The organism is Micromonospora sp. NBS 11-29, from assembly GCF_002140155.1.
In the GTDB taxonomy this organism is placed as follows: domain Bacteria; phylum Actinomycetota; class Actinomycetes; order Mycobacteriales; family Micromonosporaceae; genus Micromonospora.
In genome coordinates, this window is record NZ_NAPR01000028.1 from 20,906 (window position 1) to 40,982 (window position 20,077).

9 protein-coding genes and 4 pseudogenes are annotated in these 20,077 nt (G+C 76.0%); all 13 read right to left on the reverse strand.

Translation table 11 applies throughout. The features are described 5' to 3' along the window. Positions 1–402, reverse strand: a 402-nt coding sequence (locus B1205_RS32480) for a hypothetical protein (protein WP_254910232.1), incomplete at its 3' end; no start/stop codon positions are given. Further along, entirely contained in the window at positions 315–1,517 is a 1,203-nt protein-coding gene (locus B1205_RS32485; protein ID WP_254910233.1) for an AMP-binding protein, read from the reverse strand. The genes B1205_RS32485 and B1205_RS32480, both read right to left, overlap by 88 nt. Further along, entirely contained in the window at positions 1,511–3,505 is a 1,995-nt protein-coding gene (locus B1205_RS32490; RefSeq protein ID WP_441338577.1) for a non-ribosomal peptide synthetase, read from the reverse strand. Before B1205_RS32490 ends, B1205_RS32485 begins: the two co-directional genes overlap by 7 nt. 135 nt (positions 3,506–3,640) lie before the next feature. After that, on the reverse strand, positions 3,641–6,766 hold the full coding sequence (locus tag B1205_RS26680) for a non-ribosomal peptide synthetase (protein WP_089158114.1): 3,126 nt from the start codon (positions 6,764–6,766) through the stop codon (positions 3,641–3,643). Beyond that, the gene (locus tag B1205_RS26685; protein WP_089158115.1) at positions 6,763–6,954 is read right to left on the reverse strand and encodes an MbtH family protein; all 192 of its coding nucleotides are present in this window, start codon (positions 6,952–6,954) and stop codon (positions 6,763–6,765) included. Before B1205_RS26685 ends, B1205_RS26680 begins: the two co-directional genes overlap by 4 nt. A 1-nt stretch (position 6,955) precedes the next feature. After that, positions 6,956–7,854 (reverse strand): annotated as a pseudogene (locus B1205_RS26690) (TauD/TfdA family dioxygenase). A gap of 34 nt (positions 7,855–7,888) precedes the next feature. After that, positions 7,889–10,321 (reverse strand): SDR family NAD(P)-dependent oxidoreductase, encoded by a 2,433-nt coding sequence (locus B1205_RS32500; protein WP_441338578.1) that lies wholly within the window; start codon positions 10,319–10,321, stop codon positions 7,889–7,891. Between the two features lie 126 nt (positions 10,322–10,447). Then, a pseudogene (locus B1205_RS33645) lies at positions 10,448–10,726 on the reverse strand (KR prefix domain-containing protein); the annotation flags it as partial. Positions 10,727–10,893: 167 nt separating this feature from the next. Continuing rightward, positions 10,894–13,281, reverse strand: a pseudogene (locus B1205_RS32505) (type I polyketide synthase); the annotation flags it as partial. Positions 13,282–13,314: 33 nt separating this feature from the next. After that, positions 13,315–13,689 carry a phosphopantetheine-binding protein gene (locus tag B1205_RS32510; protein WP_369597317.1) on the reverse strand — a complete coding sequence of 125 codons (375 nt, stop codon included), beginning with the start codon at positions 13,687–13,689 and terminating at the stop codon, positions 13,315–13,317. Positions 13,690–13,794: 105 nt separating this feature from the next. Further along, positions 13,795–16,799: pseudogene (locus tag B1205_RS26700) on the reverse strand (amino acid adenylation domain-containing protein); the annotation flags it as partial. Then, positions 16,796–18,670: a lantibiotic dehydratase gene (locus tag B1205_RS26705; RefSeq protein WP_254910236.1), complete on the reverse strand. Its 1,875-nt coding sequence runs from the start codon at positions 18,668–18,670 to the stop codon at positions 16,796–16,798. The gene B1205_RS26705 and the pseudogene B1205_RS26700, both read right to left, overlap by 4 nt. A 373-nt stretch (positions 18,671–19,043) precedes the next feature. After that, positions 19,044–19,901, reverse strand: coding sequence for a lantibiotic dehydratase (locus B1205_RS33650; protein ID WP_441338575.1), 858 nt, complete (start codon positions 19,899–19,901; stop codon positions 19,044–19,046). Positions 19,902–20,077: the final 176 nt, after the last annotated feature.

Here is a 20,077-nt window from a genome sequence, read left to right on the forward strand (position 1 = left end):
GGCCCGCATGTTGCTGATGATCCGGTCGGCCTGTTCCGGGTCCAGCTCGTCGGTGTCCACGCCCATCGACTTGAGCCAGCTCGCGTAGTGCTTGTTGCTGCGTAGCTGCTCCAGCCGGTTGCGGGTGGCGGCGAAGAGGCCCTTCGGGCGGGCGAACGGGAACATCGCGCCGATGTAGACCGCGTCGAGGTCCCGGCCGGCCGCCTCGACCTTGCGGGCCACCTCGGCGACGATGGCGCTGCCGACGCCGCAGTGGCCGTAGAGGGCCAGCGGCCCCTCGACGCGTTCCAGGATCTCGTCGGCGACCCGCGTGGTCAGCTCGTCGAAGGGCAACGCGTCCTCGGTGAGGCCGACGTCGTGGCCGGGGATGGCGAGCGACCAGAGCGCGTGCCCGGCCGGCAACGCGTCCGCGAGCGGCTGGTAGACGATCGCGCTGCCNTGGTCAGCTCGTAGAGCAGCCGGCGCGGCCCCTCCTGGGCGGCGTCACCGGAGATGAAGGCGGCCAGGTCGCGGATGGTGCGTTGCTGGAACAAGTCCATCACGCCGACCGCCCGGCCGCCCAGCTCCGCCTTGCGGATCCGCGCGACCACCTGGGTGGCGAGCATGGAGTGCCCGCCCAGGTCGAAGAAGTCGTCGTCGATGCCGAGCGTCTCCACGCCGAGCACCTCGGACCAGATCGTGGCGAGCGCCCGCTCGGTGTCGTCGCGCGGCTCGACCAGCGCCACCGACGCCTCGCGGGTGACCACCGGCGCGGGCAGCGCCTTGCGGTCCAGCTTGCCGTTCGGGGTCAGCGGCAACGTGTCGAGCGTCACGAACGCGGCCGGCACCATGTATTCCGGCAGGGTGTCCTTGAGCGCCGCCTTCAGCGCGGCGTGCTCGGCCGGCCCGACCAGGTACGCGGTGAGCCGCTTGTCGCCGGGGCTGTCCTCGCGGACGATCACCGTGGCCTCGGTGACGCCGGGCTGCTCGCGCAGCGCGCTCTCGATCTCGCCCAGCTCGATGCGCAGGCCGCGCAGCTTGACCTGGTGGTCGATCCGGCCGAGGAACTCGATCACCCCGGCGCCGTCCGGGCCGACCACCCAGCGGGCCAGGTCGCCGGTGCGGTAGAGGCGGGCGCCCGGCTCGCCGGAGAAGGGGTCGGGCACGAACTTCTCCGCGGTCAGCGCCGGTCGGCGGTGGTAGCCGCGGGCCAGCCCGACGCCGCCGATGTGCAGCTCACCGGCGACGCCGACCGGGCACTGCGCCCCGGCCGCGTCGAGTACGTGCAGCCGCAGGTTGGCGATCGGCGCGCCAATCGGCACGCTCGTCACCTCGGCGAGCCGGTCCGGCTCGCACGCCCAGGAGGTGACGTCGATGGCCGCCTCGGTCGGGCCGTAGAGGTTGTGCAGGCCGCACCGGGGCAGGCGGGCGGTGAAGTCGAGCGCCGAGGCGAGTGGCAGCTCCTCGCCGGAGCAGATCACCCGGCGCAGCGCGGTGGCCGCCTCGACGCCCTCCTCGGCGAGGAAGACGGTCAGCATCGACGGNCGTCCTTGTGCCCGCCCGGCTTCGCCAGCACCAGCCGGGCGCCGGTGCGCAGCGGCCAGAAGAACTCCCAGACCGAGACGTCGAAGCTGGCCGGGGTCTTCTGGAGCACCGCGTCGTCGGCGTCGAGGCGGTACGTCTTCTGCATCCAGTCGAGCCGGTTGACGATGCCCCGGTGGGTGTTCGGCACCCCCTTGGGGCGGCCGGTGGAGCCGGAGGTGTAGATGACGTACGCCAGGTGCTCCGGCCCGGCGACCGGCGCCGGGTCGGTCGTCGGCCGGTCGGCCCAGACCGTGCTGTCGTCGAGGTCGAGCACGGTGGCGGCGGTGGCCGGCAGCACGTCGCGCAGGTGCGACTGGACCAGCACCACCGGCGCGTCCGCGTCGGTGACCATGAACGCCAGCCGGTCCGCCGGGTACTCCGGGTCCAGCGGCAGGTAGGCGCCGCCGGCCTTGAGCACGCCGAGCAGGCCGGCGACCAGCTCGACGGAGCGTTCCGCGCACAACCCGACCAGCGTCTCCGGGCCGACGCCGGCCGCGCGCAGCCGGTGCGCGATCCGGTTGGCGTCCGCGTTCAACTCCGCGTACGTGCGGCTGGTCCCGTCGATGGTGACCGCGACCGCGTCCGGGGTGGCGGCGGCGCGCTCCTCGAACGGGCCGTGCAGCGTCTGGTCGCGCGGGAAGTCGGCGGCAGTGTCGTTCCAGCCGGCCAGCAGCGCCCGTTCGGCGTCGGGCAGCAGCGGCAGCCGGGACACCGGGGTGTCGGGGGCGGCGACGACCGCGGCCAGCAGGCCGGTCCACCGCTGTGCCATCCGCTCGACGGTGGACCGGTCGAACAGGTCGGTGTTGAAGATCAGCTTGCCCCAGAGCCCGTCGGCGGTCTCCACCGCGTGCAGCTCGAAGTCGAACCGGGTGGCCCTCAGCTCCATCGGGGTCCACGCGAACGTGACCTCATCGGTGCGGGACACGCCGGTGAAGCGGCCCATCTCGTAGTTCTGGAGCACGAACATGGCCTGGAACACCGGGGACCGGCTGACGTCGCGGGGCAGGCCCAGTTCGTGCACCACCTTGGCGAACGGCACCTCGGCGTGCTCCAGTCCGTCGAGCACGCCGCGCCGGGTGCGGGCCAGCAGCTCGGTGAAGGTCGGGTCGCCGGCCAGCTCGGCGCGCATCGGCAGCATGTTGACGAACATGCCGACGACGTTCTCCAGCTCCGGCGCGGACCGGCCGGCGACCGACGCGCCGACCGCGAAGTCGTCCTGGCCGGCGTGGCGGGCCAGCAGCACCTGGTAGGCCGCGAGCAGCGTCATGAACAGCGTGCCGCCGCTGTCCCGGGTGAGCGCGGCGAGCGCCTCGGTGGCGGCCGGGTCGAGCTGGAACTCGACGAAGTCGCCCCGGTAGGTCTGGGTGGCCGGGCGGGGCCGGTCCAGCGGCAGCTCCAGCGGGGTGATCCCCGCGAGGCGCTGCTTCCAGTGGTCGACGTGCGCCCGGGCCTGCGGACCGGCCAGCTCCCGGGCCTCCCAGACGGCGAAGTCGCCGTACTGGACCGGCAGGGCCGGCGGCTCGCCGCCCCGGTAGAGCGTGATCAGGTCGCGCAGCAGCACGTCCACCGACCAGCCGTCGCCGACGATGTGGTGCTGGCCGAGGAAGAGCACATGGTCGTCGGAGGCGGTGAGCCGGATCAGCAGCGCCCGCAGCAACGGGCCGTGCGCCAGGTCGAACGGCTCGGCCGCCGCCGCGTCGACCAGGGCCCGCGCGGCGGCCTCGTCGGCCGCCTCCACCACGGTCAGCGGTACGTCGGCGGTCTCGGCGATCACCACGGTGGGGCGGCCGTCGGCGTCGGCCGGGAAGCGGGCGCGTTGCGACTCGTGCCGGGCGCCGAGCGCGGTCAGGGCCGCGCGCAGCGCGTCGACGTCGAGCGGTCCGCGCACCCGCAGCGGCACCGCGATGTGGTACGCGGCCTCGCCCGGGGCGAGCTGGTCCATGAACCAGACCCGCTCCTGGGCGTAGGAGAGCGGCACCTGCGCGTCGGCGGGCCGGGGCGTGATCCGGGCCGCGGGGGCGGACTGGCGGGCACGTAGCCGTCTGGCGATCAGCGCCCGCCGGGNCCTTCAGGTCGGTCATCGGTCGGTGTCCTCTTCCGCCGCGAGCAGCGCGGCGACCTCGGTGTCGGAGAGCCCGTCGAGTTCGGCGGCGATCCGCTGTTCGAGCTGGGCGGCCAGGTCCGCCACCACCGGGCTGCCGAACAGCGCCCGCATGGGCAGGTCGACGTCCACCTCGGCGCGGATGCGCGCCATCGCCCGCATGCCGCGCAGCGAGTTGCCGCCGAGGGTGAAGAAGTCGTCCAGCGCGCCGACCTTCTCCACGCCGAGGATGTCGGCGTACACGTCGGCGACCAGGGCCTCGGCGTCGGTGCGCGGCGCGACGTAGCTGTCCTTCGCCGGTGTGGTGGCCGCCGGGGCGGGCAGCGCGGCCCGGTCCAGCTTGCCGTTGGGGGTCAGCGGCAGCGCGTCGAGCCGGACCAGGGCGGCCGGCACCAGGTGCGCCGGCAGCTCACGGGCCAGCCCGGCGCGAACCGAGTCGGCGTCCGCCGGCCCGACCAGGTAGCCGACCAGCGTCGGCTCGCCGTTGTCGACCCGGACCGCCGCGGCGGCGGCCCGCACGTCCGGGTGCGCCAGCAGCGCGGCCTCGACCTCGCCCAGTTCGATCCGCATCCCCCGCACCTTGACCTGGTCGTCGCGGCGACCCAGGTAGTCCAGCGAACCGTCGGGGCGCAGCCGGGCCAGGTCGCCGGTGGCGTACATCCGGGTGCCGGGCGGGCCGTACGGGCAGGGCAGGAAGCGTGCCGCGGTCAGGCCGGGCCGGTCGTGGTAGCCGCGGGCGAGTTGAACGCCGGTGACGTGCAGCTCGCCGACCACGCCCGGCGGCACCGGTTGGAGCGCGGCGTCGAGCAGCAGCGCCCCGGTGTGCCAGGTGGGCGTGCCGATCGGCACCGGGCCGGGCGGCACCGGTTCGCCGGGGGCGATCCGGGCGGCGACGCAGCCGACGGTGGCCTCGGTCGGGCCGTACTCGTTGACCACCGCCACCTCGGGGTGCGCGGCCCGCCAGTCGGCGAGCTGCTCGGCGGTCAGCGCCTCGCCGCCGATCACCAGGTCGGCGGTGGGTGACAGCTCGCCGTCGAGCAGCGGCAGGTGGCTCGGGGTGACCTTGAGGAAGGACGGCCGGCCACCGGCGCGGGCGGCCGGTTCGTCGAGCGCGGCCAGCCGCACCGTGCCGCCGGCGGTGAGCGTGCCGAGCAGGCCGGTGACGGTGAGGTCGAACGAGACCGGCGAGTGCAGCAGCGCGACGCCGGCCAGGCCCGGGTAGGTGTGCCGGGCCCAGGCCAGGTACGCGGTCACCGCCCGGTGCTCGACCACCACGCCCTTCGGCCGGCCGGTGGAGCCGGAGGTGTGCAGCACGTACGCCGGGTGGTGGGGGCGCAGCGGGGCGAGCCGGTCGGCGTCGGTGAGGTCGGCGTCGGGCTGGTCCGCGCCGACGGTCCCGTCGAGCACCAGCGGCTCGCCGGGGACCAGCGCGGCGGTGTCCGGGGTGGCCAGCACCAGCGCCGGGGCGGCGTCGTCCAGCAGGTACGCGATCCGCGCGGCCGGGTACGCGGGGTCCACCGGCACGTACGCGGCGCCGGCCTTGAGCACGGCCAGCAGCGCCACCACCAGCTCAACCGAGCGGGGCAGGGCGAGCGCGACCCGCGTCTGCGGGCCCAGGCCGCGGGCCACCAGCAGCCGGGCCAGCCGGTTCGCGGCGGCGTTCAGCTCGGCGTAGCGCAGCGTCACCCCGTCGCGAACCAGCGCCGTGCCGTCGGGGGTGGCCGCGGCCGCCCGCTGCACCTCGTCCACCACCGTGGTCGCCGGCCCGTCGGGAGCGACGGCGGTCCCGGCGGCGAGCACCAGTTCCCGCTCGTCGTCGGTGAGCAGCGGCAGCGCGCCGACGGCGCGGTCCGGCTCGGCCACGGCGGCGGTGAGCAGGCGCACGTAGCGTCGGGCCACCGCCGCCGCGGTGGCCCGGTCGAACAGGGCGGTCCGGTAGACCAGCCGGCATTCGGCGGTGGTGACGTCGAAGGCCAGATCGTCCTTGGTGGTGCCCAGCTCGACCGGGTCGAGGCCGGAATCGGGGATGAAGTTCAGCGCGGTCTGGAAGATCGGCTGCACCGACGGGTCCCGCTGCGGGTGCACCGCCTCGACGATCCTCTGGAACGGGGTCTGCCCGTGCTCCATGGCGTCGAGCAGGCCGTCGCGCACCCGGTGCAGCAGCGTGGTGAACGTCGGGTCGCCGGAGACGTCGCAGCGCAACGCCACCGGGTTGACGAACATGCCGATCAGCGACGCCAGCTCCGGGTTGTCCCGGCCGGCGGTGGAGACGCCGACCACCACGTCGGTGTCGCCGGAGATCCGCGACAGCAGCGCCGCGAAGCCGGCCAGCAGCACCATGTACGGCGTGGCCTGCGCGGATGCGGCCAGCGCGCCGACCCGGTCGAGTAGCCCGTCGGGCAGCGTGAAGCGCACCTCGTCACCGGCGAAGCCGAGCCGGGCCGGGCGGGGCCGGTCCAGCGGCAGGCCGGTGACCGGTGGGGCGCCGGCCAGGTGCCCGGTCCAGAACGCGAGCTGCCGGTCCAGCTCGTCGCCGGTGAGCTGCTGGCGCTGCCAGACCGCGAAGTCGGCGTACTGGATGGGCAGCTCGGGCACGGCGGGCTCGGCGCCGGTGCGCGCGGCCTCGCAGAACGCGGCGAGTTCGGCGTGGAACAGCACCGCCGAGTGGCTGTCGAAGACGGCGTGGTGCGCCACGAACACCAGCGTCCAGGCGTCCTCCATCCGGATCAGCCGGGCCCGCCACGGCGGCGGGGCGTCCAGCGGGATCGGCGTGCGGGCCAGCTCGGTCCGCAGCCGCGCGAACTCGGCCCGCCGCTGGTCGGCGGGCAGGTGGCCCAGGTCGACGGTGGGCAGCGGCGTCGGCTCGTGGGCGCGCACCACCTGCACCAGCGCGCCGTCGTCGACCCGCAGGTGGGTACGGAGCGCCTCGTGCCGGGCCACCACCCGGTTCAGCACGTCGCCGGCCGTGTCGGCGTCCACGCCGGCCGGGAACGCCCACGGGATGGAGACGTTGAACACCGGCGAGCCGGCGTCGAGCTGGTTGGCCAGCCACACCCGCTCCTGGGCGTACGAGGCCGGGAAGGTCCACTCCCGCGTGCTCATGAGGTGCCCTCGCCGCGCACCGAGCGGGGGCGCATGTCGGTCCAGACCTCGTCCACGTGGGCCAGGCACTCCTCGCGGCTGCCGGCGAAGCCGGCGTCGTGCCAGCCGGCGGGCAGCTCCCGGTCGGCCGCCCAGATCGAGTACTGCTCCTCGTCGTTGCGGACGACCAGGAATCGAGGTTCGGACATGTCAGTTCGCTCCAGCGGTGTCGGGGGTGTACGCCTCGGCCATCGCCACGGCGATCTTGCGCGGGCCGGTGAACGGCTCGCGGCCGTGCGCGGCGGTCATGTTGTCGACCACCAGCACGTCGTCGCGCCGGTAGTCGAAGCGGACCGTGGNTCGCCGTAGTAGGTGTTCGACGGCAGCCCGTCGGCGCCGAACATCGCCAGCAGGCCCTCCTGGTAGTCCTGCGGCAGGGTGCTGAGGTGGAAGAACGTGGCGTGGTTGAACCAGCGCGGGGTGTCCGAGCCGGGCCGGTGGTGCACCGCGTCGCGGACCGCGCGGGTCCGCAGGCCGTCCGCGCCGACCCACTCCACCGTGATGCCGTTGGCCGCCGCGTACGCCTCGACCTCGGCCCGGCTCTCGGTGGTGAACACCTCCTGCCAGCGGGTGCCGAAGTCGGCGTGGAAGTTGCGTACCAGCATCCAGCGGCGGCGGATGAACTCCTCCCGCACCGCCGGGTCGATCAGCTCGTACACCCGGCGCACGTCGGCCAGCGGGGTGGCGCCCCGGGTCTGCGGCGGGGTGACGCAGTAGAAGAACAGCGTCAGCGGCCAGCGCGCCTGGTACGAGTTCTCGTTGTGCAGGAAGATCTCCTCGTCCGGCGGGTAGTCGGTCGAGGTGTAGACCCGGCCGGCGATGGAGTGCCGGGGCGAGGACCGTTCGGTGTACGTCAGCGGCTCGCCGGCCAACGCGCGTACGGCCGCCTCGAAGCCGGCCACGCCGCCGGTGTCGAAGCCGCGGAACAGCAGCCCGCCGTGGGTGACGAGGGTGTCCCGCAGCTCGGCGCGCCGGGCCGCGATGAGGTCGGTCAGCGCCCGGCCGTCGTTCTCGACGACCACCGGGAGTGTGGCGGTTGTCTCGCTCATGGTGCGGTGTCTCCTTGTTCCGTCGTCGGGGATGTCAGCCTCGGGGCAGCCGTGGGATGGCCGGGATCGCCGCCGGCGCGGCCGGCCGGTCGACGGGCGCGGCGGCGCGCAGCTCCTCGATCCGCGCGGCCAGGCCGGCCACGGTCGGGGTCTCGAAGAGGCTGCGCATCGGCAGCCGCACCCCGGTCGCCTTGCGCATCGCGGCGATGAGCTGCACGGCGACCAGCGAGTTGCCGCCGAGGGCGAAGAAGTCGTCGTCCACGCCGACGTCGGTGACGCCGAGGCCGTCGCGCCACACCTGGGCGATGGTCCGTTCCAGCTCGGTGCCGGGCGCGGCCGAGCCGCCGCCGGTGGCGGCCGACTGGCCGGCGGTGTCGGTCTCCTCGGCCAGGCTGTCCGTGGTGACCCGGGCGGCCCGGCGTCGGATGTCGGCGACCGCGCGGGTGGCGATCACCACCTGCGCGCCGAGGCCGGCGGCGAGGCTGCGGCGGAACGCCTCCGCGCCGTCGACCGGGCGGATGTCCTCGGTGACCGGTGCCGGCGCGTCGTCGGCCGCCGGGTCCGCGGCGAGGGTGCCGGTGACCGCGTCCCGGTCCACCCGCCGCAGCACGAAGTCGCTGATCGCGACCAGTTCCCGGCCCTCCGGGTCACGCAGCGACAGGTCGGCGGCGACCACCGCGTCGGTGGCGGCGGGCCGGTGCCGCAGGTGACTGTGGAACGTCGCCGGCAGCGGCCCGCGCACCACGATCCGGCCGTACGACAGCGGCAGGTACGTGCCGGCGCCCTGACCGCGGCCGAACGCGGTGGCCACGTCGAGCAGCGCCGGGTGCAGCCCCCAGGAGGGCAGGTCGCCCAGGGCCGGGGCGGGCGCCTCGATCCGGGCCAGCTCCTCCCCCTCGCCGAGGTGGTGCTCGGCCAGCGCGGCCCAGCGCGGACCGAACCCCAGCATGCTGCCGCGGCCCCGGCCGAACGAGGCGTCGTCGTCGACCCGACGCCCGGCGACCGTGACCGGGACGGCCGGCGGGGCGGACTCGGTGGTCCACCCGGCGCTGCCGCGTACGTGGGTGCGCAGCCGGCCGGCGGCGAGGCTGGCCACGGTGAAGTCCGCCCCGTCCTCGGCCGGGGTCAGCGTCACCCGGTACTGCGCGACGGTGCCGTCGGGCACCGCGAACGGTTCCAGGAACACCACGTCGCGCAGCTCCACCGCGGCGTCCGGGCCGGGCGCGGGCAGCGCGGCGACCACGGCGGCGCGCACCGACTCCAGGTGGGCGGTGCCGGGCACCACCGGCACCCCGCCGATCCGGTGCTCGTCGAGCAGCCAGTGGGTGTCCGCGGCGACCAGCCCGTGCAGCACGGTGTCGTCCGGGCCGGCGACCATGGTGGTCAGCACCGGGTGGGTGACCGCGGTGGTCACGGTGTCCCGCCCGGCGGCCCGGAACGCGGCCGGCGCGGCGGTCTCCACCGCCATGCCGACCTCGGCCCAGCCGCCCCAGTTCTGCGACACCACCGGGGCGCGGAAGCCGGCGCCGGACCGGGCCACCGCGTCCAGGAAGGCGTTCGCGGCGCAGTAGTCGACCTGCCCGAACCCGCCGACCACGGCGGTGATCGAGGAGCAGAGCGCGACGAAGTCCAGCGGCAGGTCGCCGAAGACCCGGGCCAGGGCGAGCGTACCGGCGAGCTTCGGGGCGAGCACCCGTTCCGCCTCGGCCCGTTCCTTCACCTCGGCCATGCCGCCGCCGGGCAGGCCGGCGGCGTGCACGATGCCGTCCAGCCCGCCGAAGCGGCGTTCCGCCTCGGCGCGGACCCGGCGCAGGTCGTCGACGTCGGTGACGTCGGCGGCGAGCACCAGCACCTCGGCGCCGGCGGCCTCCATCCGGCGGATCGCCGCGATGGCCCGGCCGGCCCGATCGGCGCCGCCGTGCACCGCCAGGTGCGCGTCCCAGTCGGCCCGGTCGGGCAGCCCGGAGCGGGCCAGCAGGACCAGTTTGGCGCGGGCCCGGTGGGCGAAGTCCTCGGCCAGCGTGACGCCGATGCCGCCGAGGCCGCCGGTGACCAGGTACCGGCCCTCCTCGCGCAGCACGCCCGGCTCGTCCTCGGCGGCCACGGTCACCTGCTCGTAACCGGCCACCCAGCGCCGGTCGCGGCGCAACGCCACCTCCGGGTGCTCCGGGTCGGCCGGGCTGCGCAGCTCCACCGCGAGGGCGGCCACGCCGCCCGCGGCGGGGTCGGCGTCGAGCAGGCGCACGGCGAGGCCGGGCAGCTCCACCGGGAGCACCCGGGCCAGGCCGGCCAGCGTGGCGTGCTCCGGCCGGACCAGGTCGTCGCCGCGCACGTCGCCGATGCCGGCGGTGACCAGGTCGAGGCGTACCCCCGTGCCGTCGGCGGTGTGGCCGGCGCCGGCCAACGCCTGCACCAGGTGCAGCGCGTCGAGGAAGCCGCGCTCCTGGGCGGCCCAGGCGGCGGCCACGTCGGTGCCGGCCGGCTCGCCGTCGAGCGCGAACGCGTGCACGATCCGCCGGGGCAGGTCCGCGCCGAGCGCGGCGACCAGCGCCTCGGCGTCGGCGCGGGCGCCGGGGCACAGCCGGAAGCCGTTGGGGGTGACGGCGAACGCGCCGCCGGCGCGTACCTCGACCGGGTCGTCGCCGGCGGCCCGCAGCGCGGCGACGAGCGCCTCGCCGCGCGGACCGTCGGCCAGCACCAGGCACCGGCCCAGCGGTTGCGCCGCGCGGACCGGCGCGGCCTGCCGCCACACCGGCACCGCGAACCACTCCGGCAGCGGCCGGGGCCCGGTCTCGACCGGGGGNGGTACGCGGGCAGCGGCACCCGCCGCGCGTCGGGGTCGGCGGGCAGGTCGACCGGCGTGCCGGCGCACCAGAGCGCGCCGGCGGTGCCGAGCAGCGTGGCCAGGTCACCGGTCGGCTCGCCCGGCCCGGGCAGGCTGCCCAGCGGGGTGAGCGCCCGCTGCGCCTCGCCGGCCTTGGCGACCTGCATCCGGGCCAGGTTGGCCAACTGCCGGCCGGGGCCGCACTCGACCAGCGCCCAGGTGCCCTCGGCGAGCAGGGTGGCCACGCACGCGCCGAAGCGGACCGGCCGGCGCAGGTGCGCGGCCCAGTACGCCGGGTCGGTGGCCTGCGCCTCGGTGATCCAGGTGCCGGTCACGTTCGACAGGAACGGCACCGCCGGCGGGCGCAGCGGCACGCTCGCCATCAGCGCGGTGAACTCGGCCAGGATCGGGTCCATCATCGGCGAGTGGAACGCGTGCGAGGTGCGCAGCAGCTTCGACTTGTTCTTGCCGCCCAGGCTCGCGGCGAACTCCTCGATCAGCGCGGTCTCGCCGGCCACCACGCAGGTGCCGGGGCCGTTCACGGTCGCCACCGACAGGCCGTCGGGCAGCCGCTCGGCCACCACCGACTCGTCCAGCGTGACCGCCAGCATCGAACCGGCGGGCAGGGCGTGCATGAGCCGGCCCCGGGCGGCCACCACCCGCAGCGCGTCGGGCAGGGCGAGCACGCCGGCCAGGGTCGCGGCCACGTACTCGCCGATGGAGTGACCGATCATCGCGGCCGGGGTCACCCCGGCGGCACGCCAGGCGGCGGCGAGCGCGTACTCCACGGTGAACAGGGCGGGCTGGGTCCAGCGGGTCTCGGTGAGCTTCGTCGCCGCGTCCGGGTCCCGGCCGAGGATCAGGTCCCGGATGTCCTGGCCCAGCTCACCGCGGAGCAGCTCGGCGCACTCGTCCACGGCGGCGGCGTACGCCGGGTCCTCGGCGTACAGCTCGGCGCCCATGCCGGCGTACTGGGAGCCCTGGCCGCTGAACAGAAAGGCCACCCGGGGTGCGGGGCCGTCGGCGACGCCCCGGTGCGCCTTGCGCCGATCGACCAGCCCGGCGGCGGCGGACCGAGGGTCACCGGCGACCACGGCCGCGCGGTGGGCGTACGGTCGGCGGCCGACGCGCAGCGTGTGCGCGACGTCGGCGAGCGGCGCGTCGCTGTCGCGTTCCAGGTGGTCGGCGAGCCGGCGCACGGCGGCGTCCAGCGCGGTGGGCGTCTTCGCCGACACCTGGAGCAGGTGCGCCGGGCGGACCCGCCGCTGCGCCCGGTACGCGGCCGGCGCCTCCTCGAGCACGACGTGCGCGTTGGTGCCGCCGATGCCGAACGAGCTGACCCCGGCCCGGCGCGGCCCGCCGTCGGTGTCCCACTTGGTCAGCGTGTTCGCCACGTAGAACGGGGTGTCGGCGAAGTCGATCGCCGGGTTCGGCGTCTCGTAGTTGATCGTCGGCGGGATCAGCCCGTGTTCCATGGCGAGCACCGTCTTGATCACGCTGACGATGCCGGAGGGCTGGCTGAGGTGGCCGATGTTCGACTTCACCGAGCCGATGCCGCACCAGCCCCGGTCGTCGGTGTCGCGGGTGTAGACGGCGGAGAGCGCGGCGATCTCGATCGGGTCGCCGAGCGCGGTGCCGGTGCCGTGCGCCTCGACGTAGCTGATGCTGCGCGGGTCGACGCCGGCCAGCCCGACGGCCTGGGCCACCGCCTCCATCTGCCCGTCGATGCTGGGGGCGGTGAAGCCGACCTTCCCGGCGCCGTCGTTGTTGATGGCGTTGCCGAGCACCACCGCGCGGATGGCGTCGCCGTCGGCGAGCGCGTCGGAGAGGCGCTTGATCAGCGTCACGCCGACGCCGCTGCCCCACACCGTGCCGTTGGCGTCGGCGTCGAACGGCCGGCACCGCCCGTCCGGCGAGGTGAAGCCGTCCATGCCGAGGTAGCCCACGTGCGGCAGCTCGACGTTGACGCCGCCGGCGAGCGCCATGTCGCACTCGCCGTTGCGCAGCGCCTCGCAGGCGAGGTGGAACGCGACCAGCGAGGTGGAGCAGGCGGTGTGCACGGTCAGGCTGGGGCCGCGCAGGTCCAGCCGGTAGGAGACGTTGGTGGCGACGTAGTTCGGCGAGTTGCCGGTGGCGATCGAGACCGCGCTGTGCGGGTTGCCGCCGGCCCGCCGGTTGCGCAGCACGTTGCGGTGCAGGTAGGAGTTGCCGCCGGTGCCGGCGTAGACGCCGACCGCGCCGTCGTAGCGGCCCGGGTCGTAGCCGGCGTCCTGCAACGCCGCGTAGCAGGTCTCCAGGAACAGCCGGTGCTGCGGGTCGGTCATCTCGGCCTCGCGCGCGGTCATCCCGAACAGGCCGGCGTCGAACTCGTCGTAGCCGTCGACCAGCGGGGCCCGGTTGACCCAGCCCGGGTCGTCGACCTCCTCCGGGCGGGCGCCGCGGGCGAGCTGCTCCTCGCGGGTCAGCTCGGTCGTCGACTCCACGCCGTCGACCAGGTTGCGCCAGAACTCGTCGACGTCGGCCGCGCCGGGCAGCCGGGCGGCCATCCCGACGATGGCGATGGGTTCGACGCCGTCATCGGCGCCGGGCATGTCGTTCTGCATGGGAGGTCCTTCAGTCACGGGGAGGGTGTGGCATCACTGCTGGTGCGGTCGGCGTGGGGGCGGGGTACGGCGGGCGCGACCCCGCCGGGCGGCGGCGCGCATCGCGGCGCGGGCCAGCTCCGGCCGGTCGGCGGCGCCGTCGAGGCTGGCCGCGAGCGCCCGCACGGTCGGGTGGCGGAACAGGTCCAGCATGGTGATCGACCGGCCGGTGGCCTCGGTGAGCCGGGCGTGCACCGCGGCGAGCGCCATCGAGTGGCCGCCGATGTCGAAGAAGTTGTCGGTCACGCCGACCATGTCGCGGCCGAGCACGTCGCGCCAGATGCCGGCGATCAGCTCCTCGGTGGCGGTGAGCGCGTCCGGCCCGGCGGGCAGCGGCGCGCGGGCCGGCTCGGCGGCGGCCACCGTCATCGCGCCCAGCGCCGCCACCCCGACCGCCGGGCGGGGCAGCTCGGTGGCGACCTCGGCGGCCGGCGCGTCCGGGTCGGCGGCGAGCGCGCCGACCAGGGCGACCAGGTCGGCCAGGAGGGCGACGATCCGGTCGCCGTCGAACAGGTCCGGGTTGTGCACCACCTCGACGCCGGCCCGCCCGTCCCGTTCCACCACGTAGACGGTGAGGTCGAACGGCGAGCCGGGTTTCGGCACCGGCACCGGCTCGACGGTCAGGCCGGTCAGCGCCAGCCGGGGCGGGACGAAGTTGAGCACGTTGAACAGCACCTGCACCAGCGGGGCGCGGGCGGTGTCCCGGCCGACGCCGAGCGCCTCGACGATGCGTTCCAGCGGCGCGCCGGGATGGGCGGTCACCTCGTGCAGTTCGGTGGCGCACCGGTCGACCTGCTCGGCGAAGCTGCCGCCGGCGCGTACCCGCACCGGCACGGTGTCGATGAAGAAGCCGATCACCTCGTCGAACGCGGCCAGCCGCCGGTCGGCGACGATCGCGCCGAGCACGTGGTCGTCGCCGCCGGTGAGCCGGCGCAGCAGCTCGCCGAAGCCGGCCAGCAGCACGGCCGCCACGGTGGTGCCGCGCCGGGCGGCCAGGTCGCGGACCGCCCGGTCGGCCGCCGCGTCCAGCCGGACCGTGGCCTCCGCGCCGGCGTACGTCTGCACGGCCGGTCGGGGCCGGTCGCGGGGCAGCTCCAGCACGGTCGGCGCGCCGGCCAGGTGCGCGGTCCACCAGGCCAGGTCCGCCTCGCCCCGGCGCCGGTCCCGCTCGGCCCGCCACACCGCGTAGTCGGCGTACGTGGCGGGNGCGTGGGCCGGCCGAGCGCGTGGGCGTACCCGGCGGCCAGCTCGTCGTAGAGCAGCGCCTCGGACCAGCCGTCGAAGACCGCGTGGTGCACGGTCACCGCGAGCACGTGCTCCCCGGCGGCGAGCCGGTAGACGGTCACCTGCCAGGGCGGGCCGGTGGCCAGGTCGAACGCGTGCGCGGCGCCGGCCGCCAGCATGGTCGCCAGCGCCGTGTCCGGGTCGGCGGCGGTGCTCAGGTCGACCACCGGCACGGCCACGTCGGTGGGTTCCTCGCGGACCGCGTACGGCACGCCGCCGGTCTGCGGGATGCGCCAGCGCAGCACGTCGTGCCGCTGCGCCACGGCGCGCAGCGCGGCACCGAGCGCGGGGACGTCCAGCGGGCCGCGCAGCCGGTGCGCGACCGCGATGTTGTAGGGCGCGCTGGACGCGGCGAGCTGGTCGGTGAACCACAGTCGCCGCTGCGGCGGGGACAGCGTGGGTGGGTTGCCGGTGGTCAGTCCGTCGCCACCGGCCGGGTCGGCGGCGCGGACCCGGTCGACCAGCGCGGCGAACGTGCGGTCGGCGAACAGCACCCGGGTGTCCACCTGCCGGCCGGTCTCCGCGCGCAGCGCGGCGACCAGCCGCATCGCGGTGATCGAGTTGCCGCCGGCGGCGAGGAAGTCGCTGTCCGGGGCGGGGGCCGCGCCGAGCAGCCGGGTCCACACCCGGCGCACCGCGCCCGCCACCGGGTCGCCGCCGTCGGGCGGGCCGTCGGTCGGCGCGGCGGCCGTGGCCAGCTCGCGCAGCGCCGGCCGGTCCAGCTTGCCGCTGGTCGGGCTGACCGGCAGCGCGGCCAGGCGCACCGTCCGGGCCGGCAGCATCGCCGCGGTCAACCGCTGCGCCGCGTACGCGCGCAGCTCGTCGTGCCCGGGCGCGTCGGCCGGGGTGAGGAACGCGACCAGCTCGGTGCCGGCCGGGCCGGGCACCGCCTCCACCGCGACCCGCTCGACGCCGGGGTGGGCGGACAGCACCGCCTCGACCTCGCCCGGCTCGATGCGCTGGCCGCGCACCTTGACCTGCCGGTCGGCCCGGCCGAGGTAGACGATCCGGCCGTCCGACGCCTGCCGGACCAGGTCACCGGTGCGGTAGAGCCGCTCGCCGGGGGCGTCGCCGAACGGGTCCGGCACGAACCGCTCGGCGGTCAGACCGGGCCGGTCGAGGTAGCCGTCGGCCAGACCGGGCCCGCCGATCAGCAGTTCCCCGGTCTCCCCCGGCGGCACCGGCCGTAGGTCGGCGTCGACCACGTGGGCGCGGTGGTTGGGCAGCGGCCGGCCGATCGGCACCGGGTCGGTGTCGGCCGGGGTGAGGTCACCGGCGACCGCCAGCACGGTGGTCTCGGTGGGGCCGTAGCCGTTGACGAACCGCCGGCCGGGCGCCCAGCGGGCGACCAGCTCGGCCGGCACCGCCTCCCCGCCGCAGAGCAGCACCCGCCACGACGGCAGGTCCGCCGGGTCGAGCAGGGCGAGCACGGTGGGGGTGATGAACCCCCAGGTCACCTCGTGTACGGCGACGAACCGGGCCAGCCGCGCCGGGTCGGCCCGGTCGTCGGCGCCGAGCAGTTGCACCGCGCCGCCGAGGGTCAGCGGCACGAACAGGTCCATGGTGGAGGCGTCGAAGCCGAGCGAGGCGATGCCGAGGCTGCGCACCGTCGCGTCGGCGCCGGTCAGCGCGCTCACCCCGGTGACGAACTCGACCGCGTTGCGGTGGGTGGTGAGCACGCCCTTGGGGCGGCCGGTGGAACCGGAGGTGAACAGCACGTACGCCGGGTCGCCGGGGCGGGCCGGGCAGGGGGCCAGCGGTGCCGGGCCGGGCAGGCCGAGCGTCTCGACGCCGGGGCAGTCGCCGAACTCGGTCGCCGCCGCGTCGCCGACCACCACCCGCACACCGGCGTCGCGGGCGATCCCGCGCAGCCGCGCCGGTGGGCCGCCCGGCTCCAGCGGCACGTACGCGGCACCGGCCAGCAGCACGCCGACCACGGTGACCACCAGGTCCGGGGTACGCGCGCCGCAGACGCCGACGCGGTCGCCCCGGCCGACGCCGCGCTCACGCAGCGCGGCGGCGACCCCGGCGGAATTCTCGACCAGTTCCCGGTAGGTGAGCCGGCGGTCCCACTGGCGCACCGCCACCGCGTCCGGCACCCGGGCGGCCCGGGCGGTGATCAGGTCGGCGAGGGTGGCGTCCGGCCAGGGCAGGTCCGGTCCGCGGACGGCGCCGGCGGTCAGGGTGTGGGTCACCGGTGTGCTCCCAGGTGCTCGGCCGGATCGGTGATCTGGAGGCGGAGTTCACTGACGTAGCCCCGACCCCGGGCGTCCGGGACCCAGGCGTCGGTGGGTGCGGGCAGCAGCTCGGAGACCACCACCGGCACGTCCGGGCCGGTACGCAGCGCGGCGTCGACCATGGCGCAGAGCGACTGGGCGTAGAGCGGGCCGGTCAGGTCCACGTAGCAGGGCTTGACCTCGGTGCCGACCTTGACGAACACCCGCTCGGGCAGCCCGGTGGCCGCCCGCCAGCGGCGTACCGCCAGGTAGCGGGCGGCCTCGTCGGGGTGGCCGGCCAGCCCGCACGCGCCGGCCGTGGTGCGCCAGGTGCGCCGGGCCACCACCAGCCGGTCGATGGTGATCCGGGGCGAGTGCCCGACGGCGTCGGACAGCTTGAACGCGTCCAGCAGCAGCGAGCCGAGCAGCGTGGCGAAGACCTCCATCAGCGGCCAGCGGGCGCCGTCCGGGAAGACCGCGGTGAGCCGGTTCCCGGCGCGCTCCACCCGCACCTCGGTGGCCGGGACCAGCCGGTCGACGTCGGCGCCGTGCGCGGTGTCGATGCCGAGCTGGCGGTCCGCCGGGCCGGTCAGCGCGTACGTGGTGCGGGTGGTCCGCCTCGGGAAGCTCTCCGGCCACAGCACCCGCAGCCGGGCCGGACCGAGGTCGGCGTCCAGGTCGGCGCGCAGCGCCCCCGGGTCGGGGTGGAACAGGCTGAGCACGGCGCTGTCGAAGGCCACCGTGGCCGGGTGCAGCTCACCGAGCACGAGCAGGAAGTCGCCCCGCTCGACGGCGTCCGGGGACGCGGCGGCGAGCTGGACGTCCGGGTTGTGCAGCCGGGCCGACGGCCAGCCGGGCGTCTCGGCCGGGAACAGCTCACGGACGCGCCCGGCCAGGTCGGCCGCGCGCAACCGCAGTTCCGCCTGCCCCTCGGGCAGGTCGGCCAGGCCGAACAGCTCGGCCCACCGGCGGGTGAGTTCCGCGCCGGCCCGGCCGATCGGCCCGTCCGGGGCGACCAGCGTCCCCTGGGCCAGCAGCCACAGGTCACCCAGGCGCACCGGACCGCCGTCGGCGGCCAGCTCCTCGTGCAGCTCGGTGAAGAGGTCGGCGCATCCGGCGGCGACCTGCGCGGTGAACCAGCGGGCGGTGCGCAGCACCACCGCGAGCGGCTCGGCGAGCGCGTCCACCACCGCGGTACCGACGCGGAACTCCAGGTCGCGGGCGGTGTCCTCGTAGCAGACCGTGCGGCCGGCGTACATCTGCCCGCCGTGCCGGGTGGCCGGGCGGCCGGTGACGGCGGTGAACTCGGTGTTCAACGCGGCGAGCGCGGCGCCGAGGCGGTCCGGGTCGCCGGCCGCGGCCGCCACCTCGTCGCGGGCGGCCCGCAGCCGGTCGAACTCGGCCGCCGTCGCGGCGCGGACCCGGTCGTCGCCGATGGCGGCGATCCGCGCGTCGAGCACCCGCTCGGCGTCCGGGGCGACCGGCAAGTTCGCGCCCCAGCTCAGGTGGCCGCGCTCGACCCACCGGTCGAGCAGCAGGTAGACGTCGTCGACGCGGTGCACCGTGCCGTCCGCGCACAGCCGCTCGGCCAACTCCACCGCCGGGGTGCGGCCGTCGCAGTCGGCGAGCAACCGGGCCTCGACCGGGGTCAGCGCGATCGGCGGGTGCAGCGGCCGGCGCAGTTCCCGCCCGGCCACGCTCAGGTGCGGTTGCCGCGCCGGCGCCCACCAGCGGCGCACCGCCAGGTCGTCGGCGAGCCGGTCGGCGTACGCGATCAACGCCCACGCCTCGAAGAAGACCCGCCGGTGGCGCACCAGCGCGGCGCCGGGCCCGGTGTGGACGCCGCGCACCGCCGGGTCGAACGTGCCCCAGCAGACCGGGCCGAAGAAGCCGATGGTTTCGGNCGTTCGTTGCGCACCCGCGGGTCGGTGCGCAGCAGGCCGTCCAGCGCGACGAGCATGTTCGGGTTCTGCCAGGTGACCGCCTCGCGCAGCAGCGGGTCGGCGGCGATCTCGTCGGCCACCGCCGAGGACCCCGCGAACGCCTCGCGCAGCGTCTTGTCGAACACGTCGGGGCTGACCGTGCCGGCCAGCAGCGCGTCCGCGGCGGCGGCGCAGTCCGGGGCGGCGAACCGGTCCAGGCCGGCGGCCGGGAACCCGGCGGTCCGCAGCACCACGTCCCGCCACACCGACCAGCCGGTCCCGCCCAGCGGCAGCAGGTGAGTCATCGCGCGTCCTCCCGGCGGGTGTCGGTGAGGTGCAGTCGCAGCTCGCTGAAGTAGCGGCGGCCGGCGGCGTCGGGCACCCACGCCTGCCCCGGGTCGGGCAGCATCTCGCTGACCGTCAGCGACACGTCGTCGCCGCCGTCGACCCGCGCGGCCCGCACCAGCGCGCAGAGCATGGCGGCGAACGCCGGCGCGGCCAGGTCCACGAAGCAGGGCTTGGTCTCGGTGCCGAGCTTGACGTACACCCGTTCGGGCAGGCCGAGCCGGCGACGCCAGGCCCGGACGGCGAGGAAGCGGTCCCGTTCGGCGGTGACGGTGGCCAGGCCGCTCTCCCCGACCGTGGTCCGCCAGGTCTGCCGGGCCACCACCAGCCGGTCCACCGTGATCCGGGGCGTGTACGGCGCGGCGGCGACCAGCTTGAAGCCGTCCACGGCGTGCGCGCTGAACGGCTCGGCGAAGATCTCGGCGAGCGGCCAGCGCTGCCCGTCCGAGGCGGTGGCGACCAGCTCGCCGTCCACGTCGTCGACGGTGAGGTCCACGGTGGGCAGCACCCGGGCCGGGTCCGCGCCGGGCGCGTCGAGGAAGGCGAGCTGCCGGTCGGTCGGGCCGGTCAGCGCCTCGGCGGTGCGGCTGGTACGCCGTGGCCAGTCGGCGGGGAACAGCAGCCGGACCCGCCGCTCGCCCAGGTCGGCGGCGAGCGCGTCGCGCAGCCGCCGCACGTCCGGGTGCGACGGGGTGAACACCGCGCAGTCGAACGAGGACCATGCGGCGTGCAGCTCACCGAGCACCACGGTGTACTCGCCGCGTCGCAGCGCCGCCGCGTCGGTGGCGCAGATCTGCAGGTCGGGGCTGTGCATGGCGGCGTTGGACCAGGTCGGNCCCGAACAGCCCGGCCCAGCGGGCGGCGAAGTCCGCCGCGACCGCGTCCACCGGCCGCTCGCCGTCGCCCCAGAACAGGCCCTGGGCGAGGAACCACAGGTCGGCCAGGGCCACCGGCGCGCCGGAGTCGGCGCGCAGCTCGTCGTACAGGCCG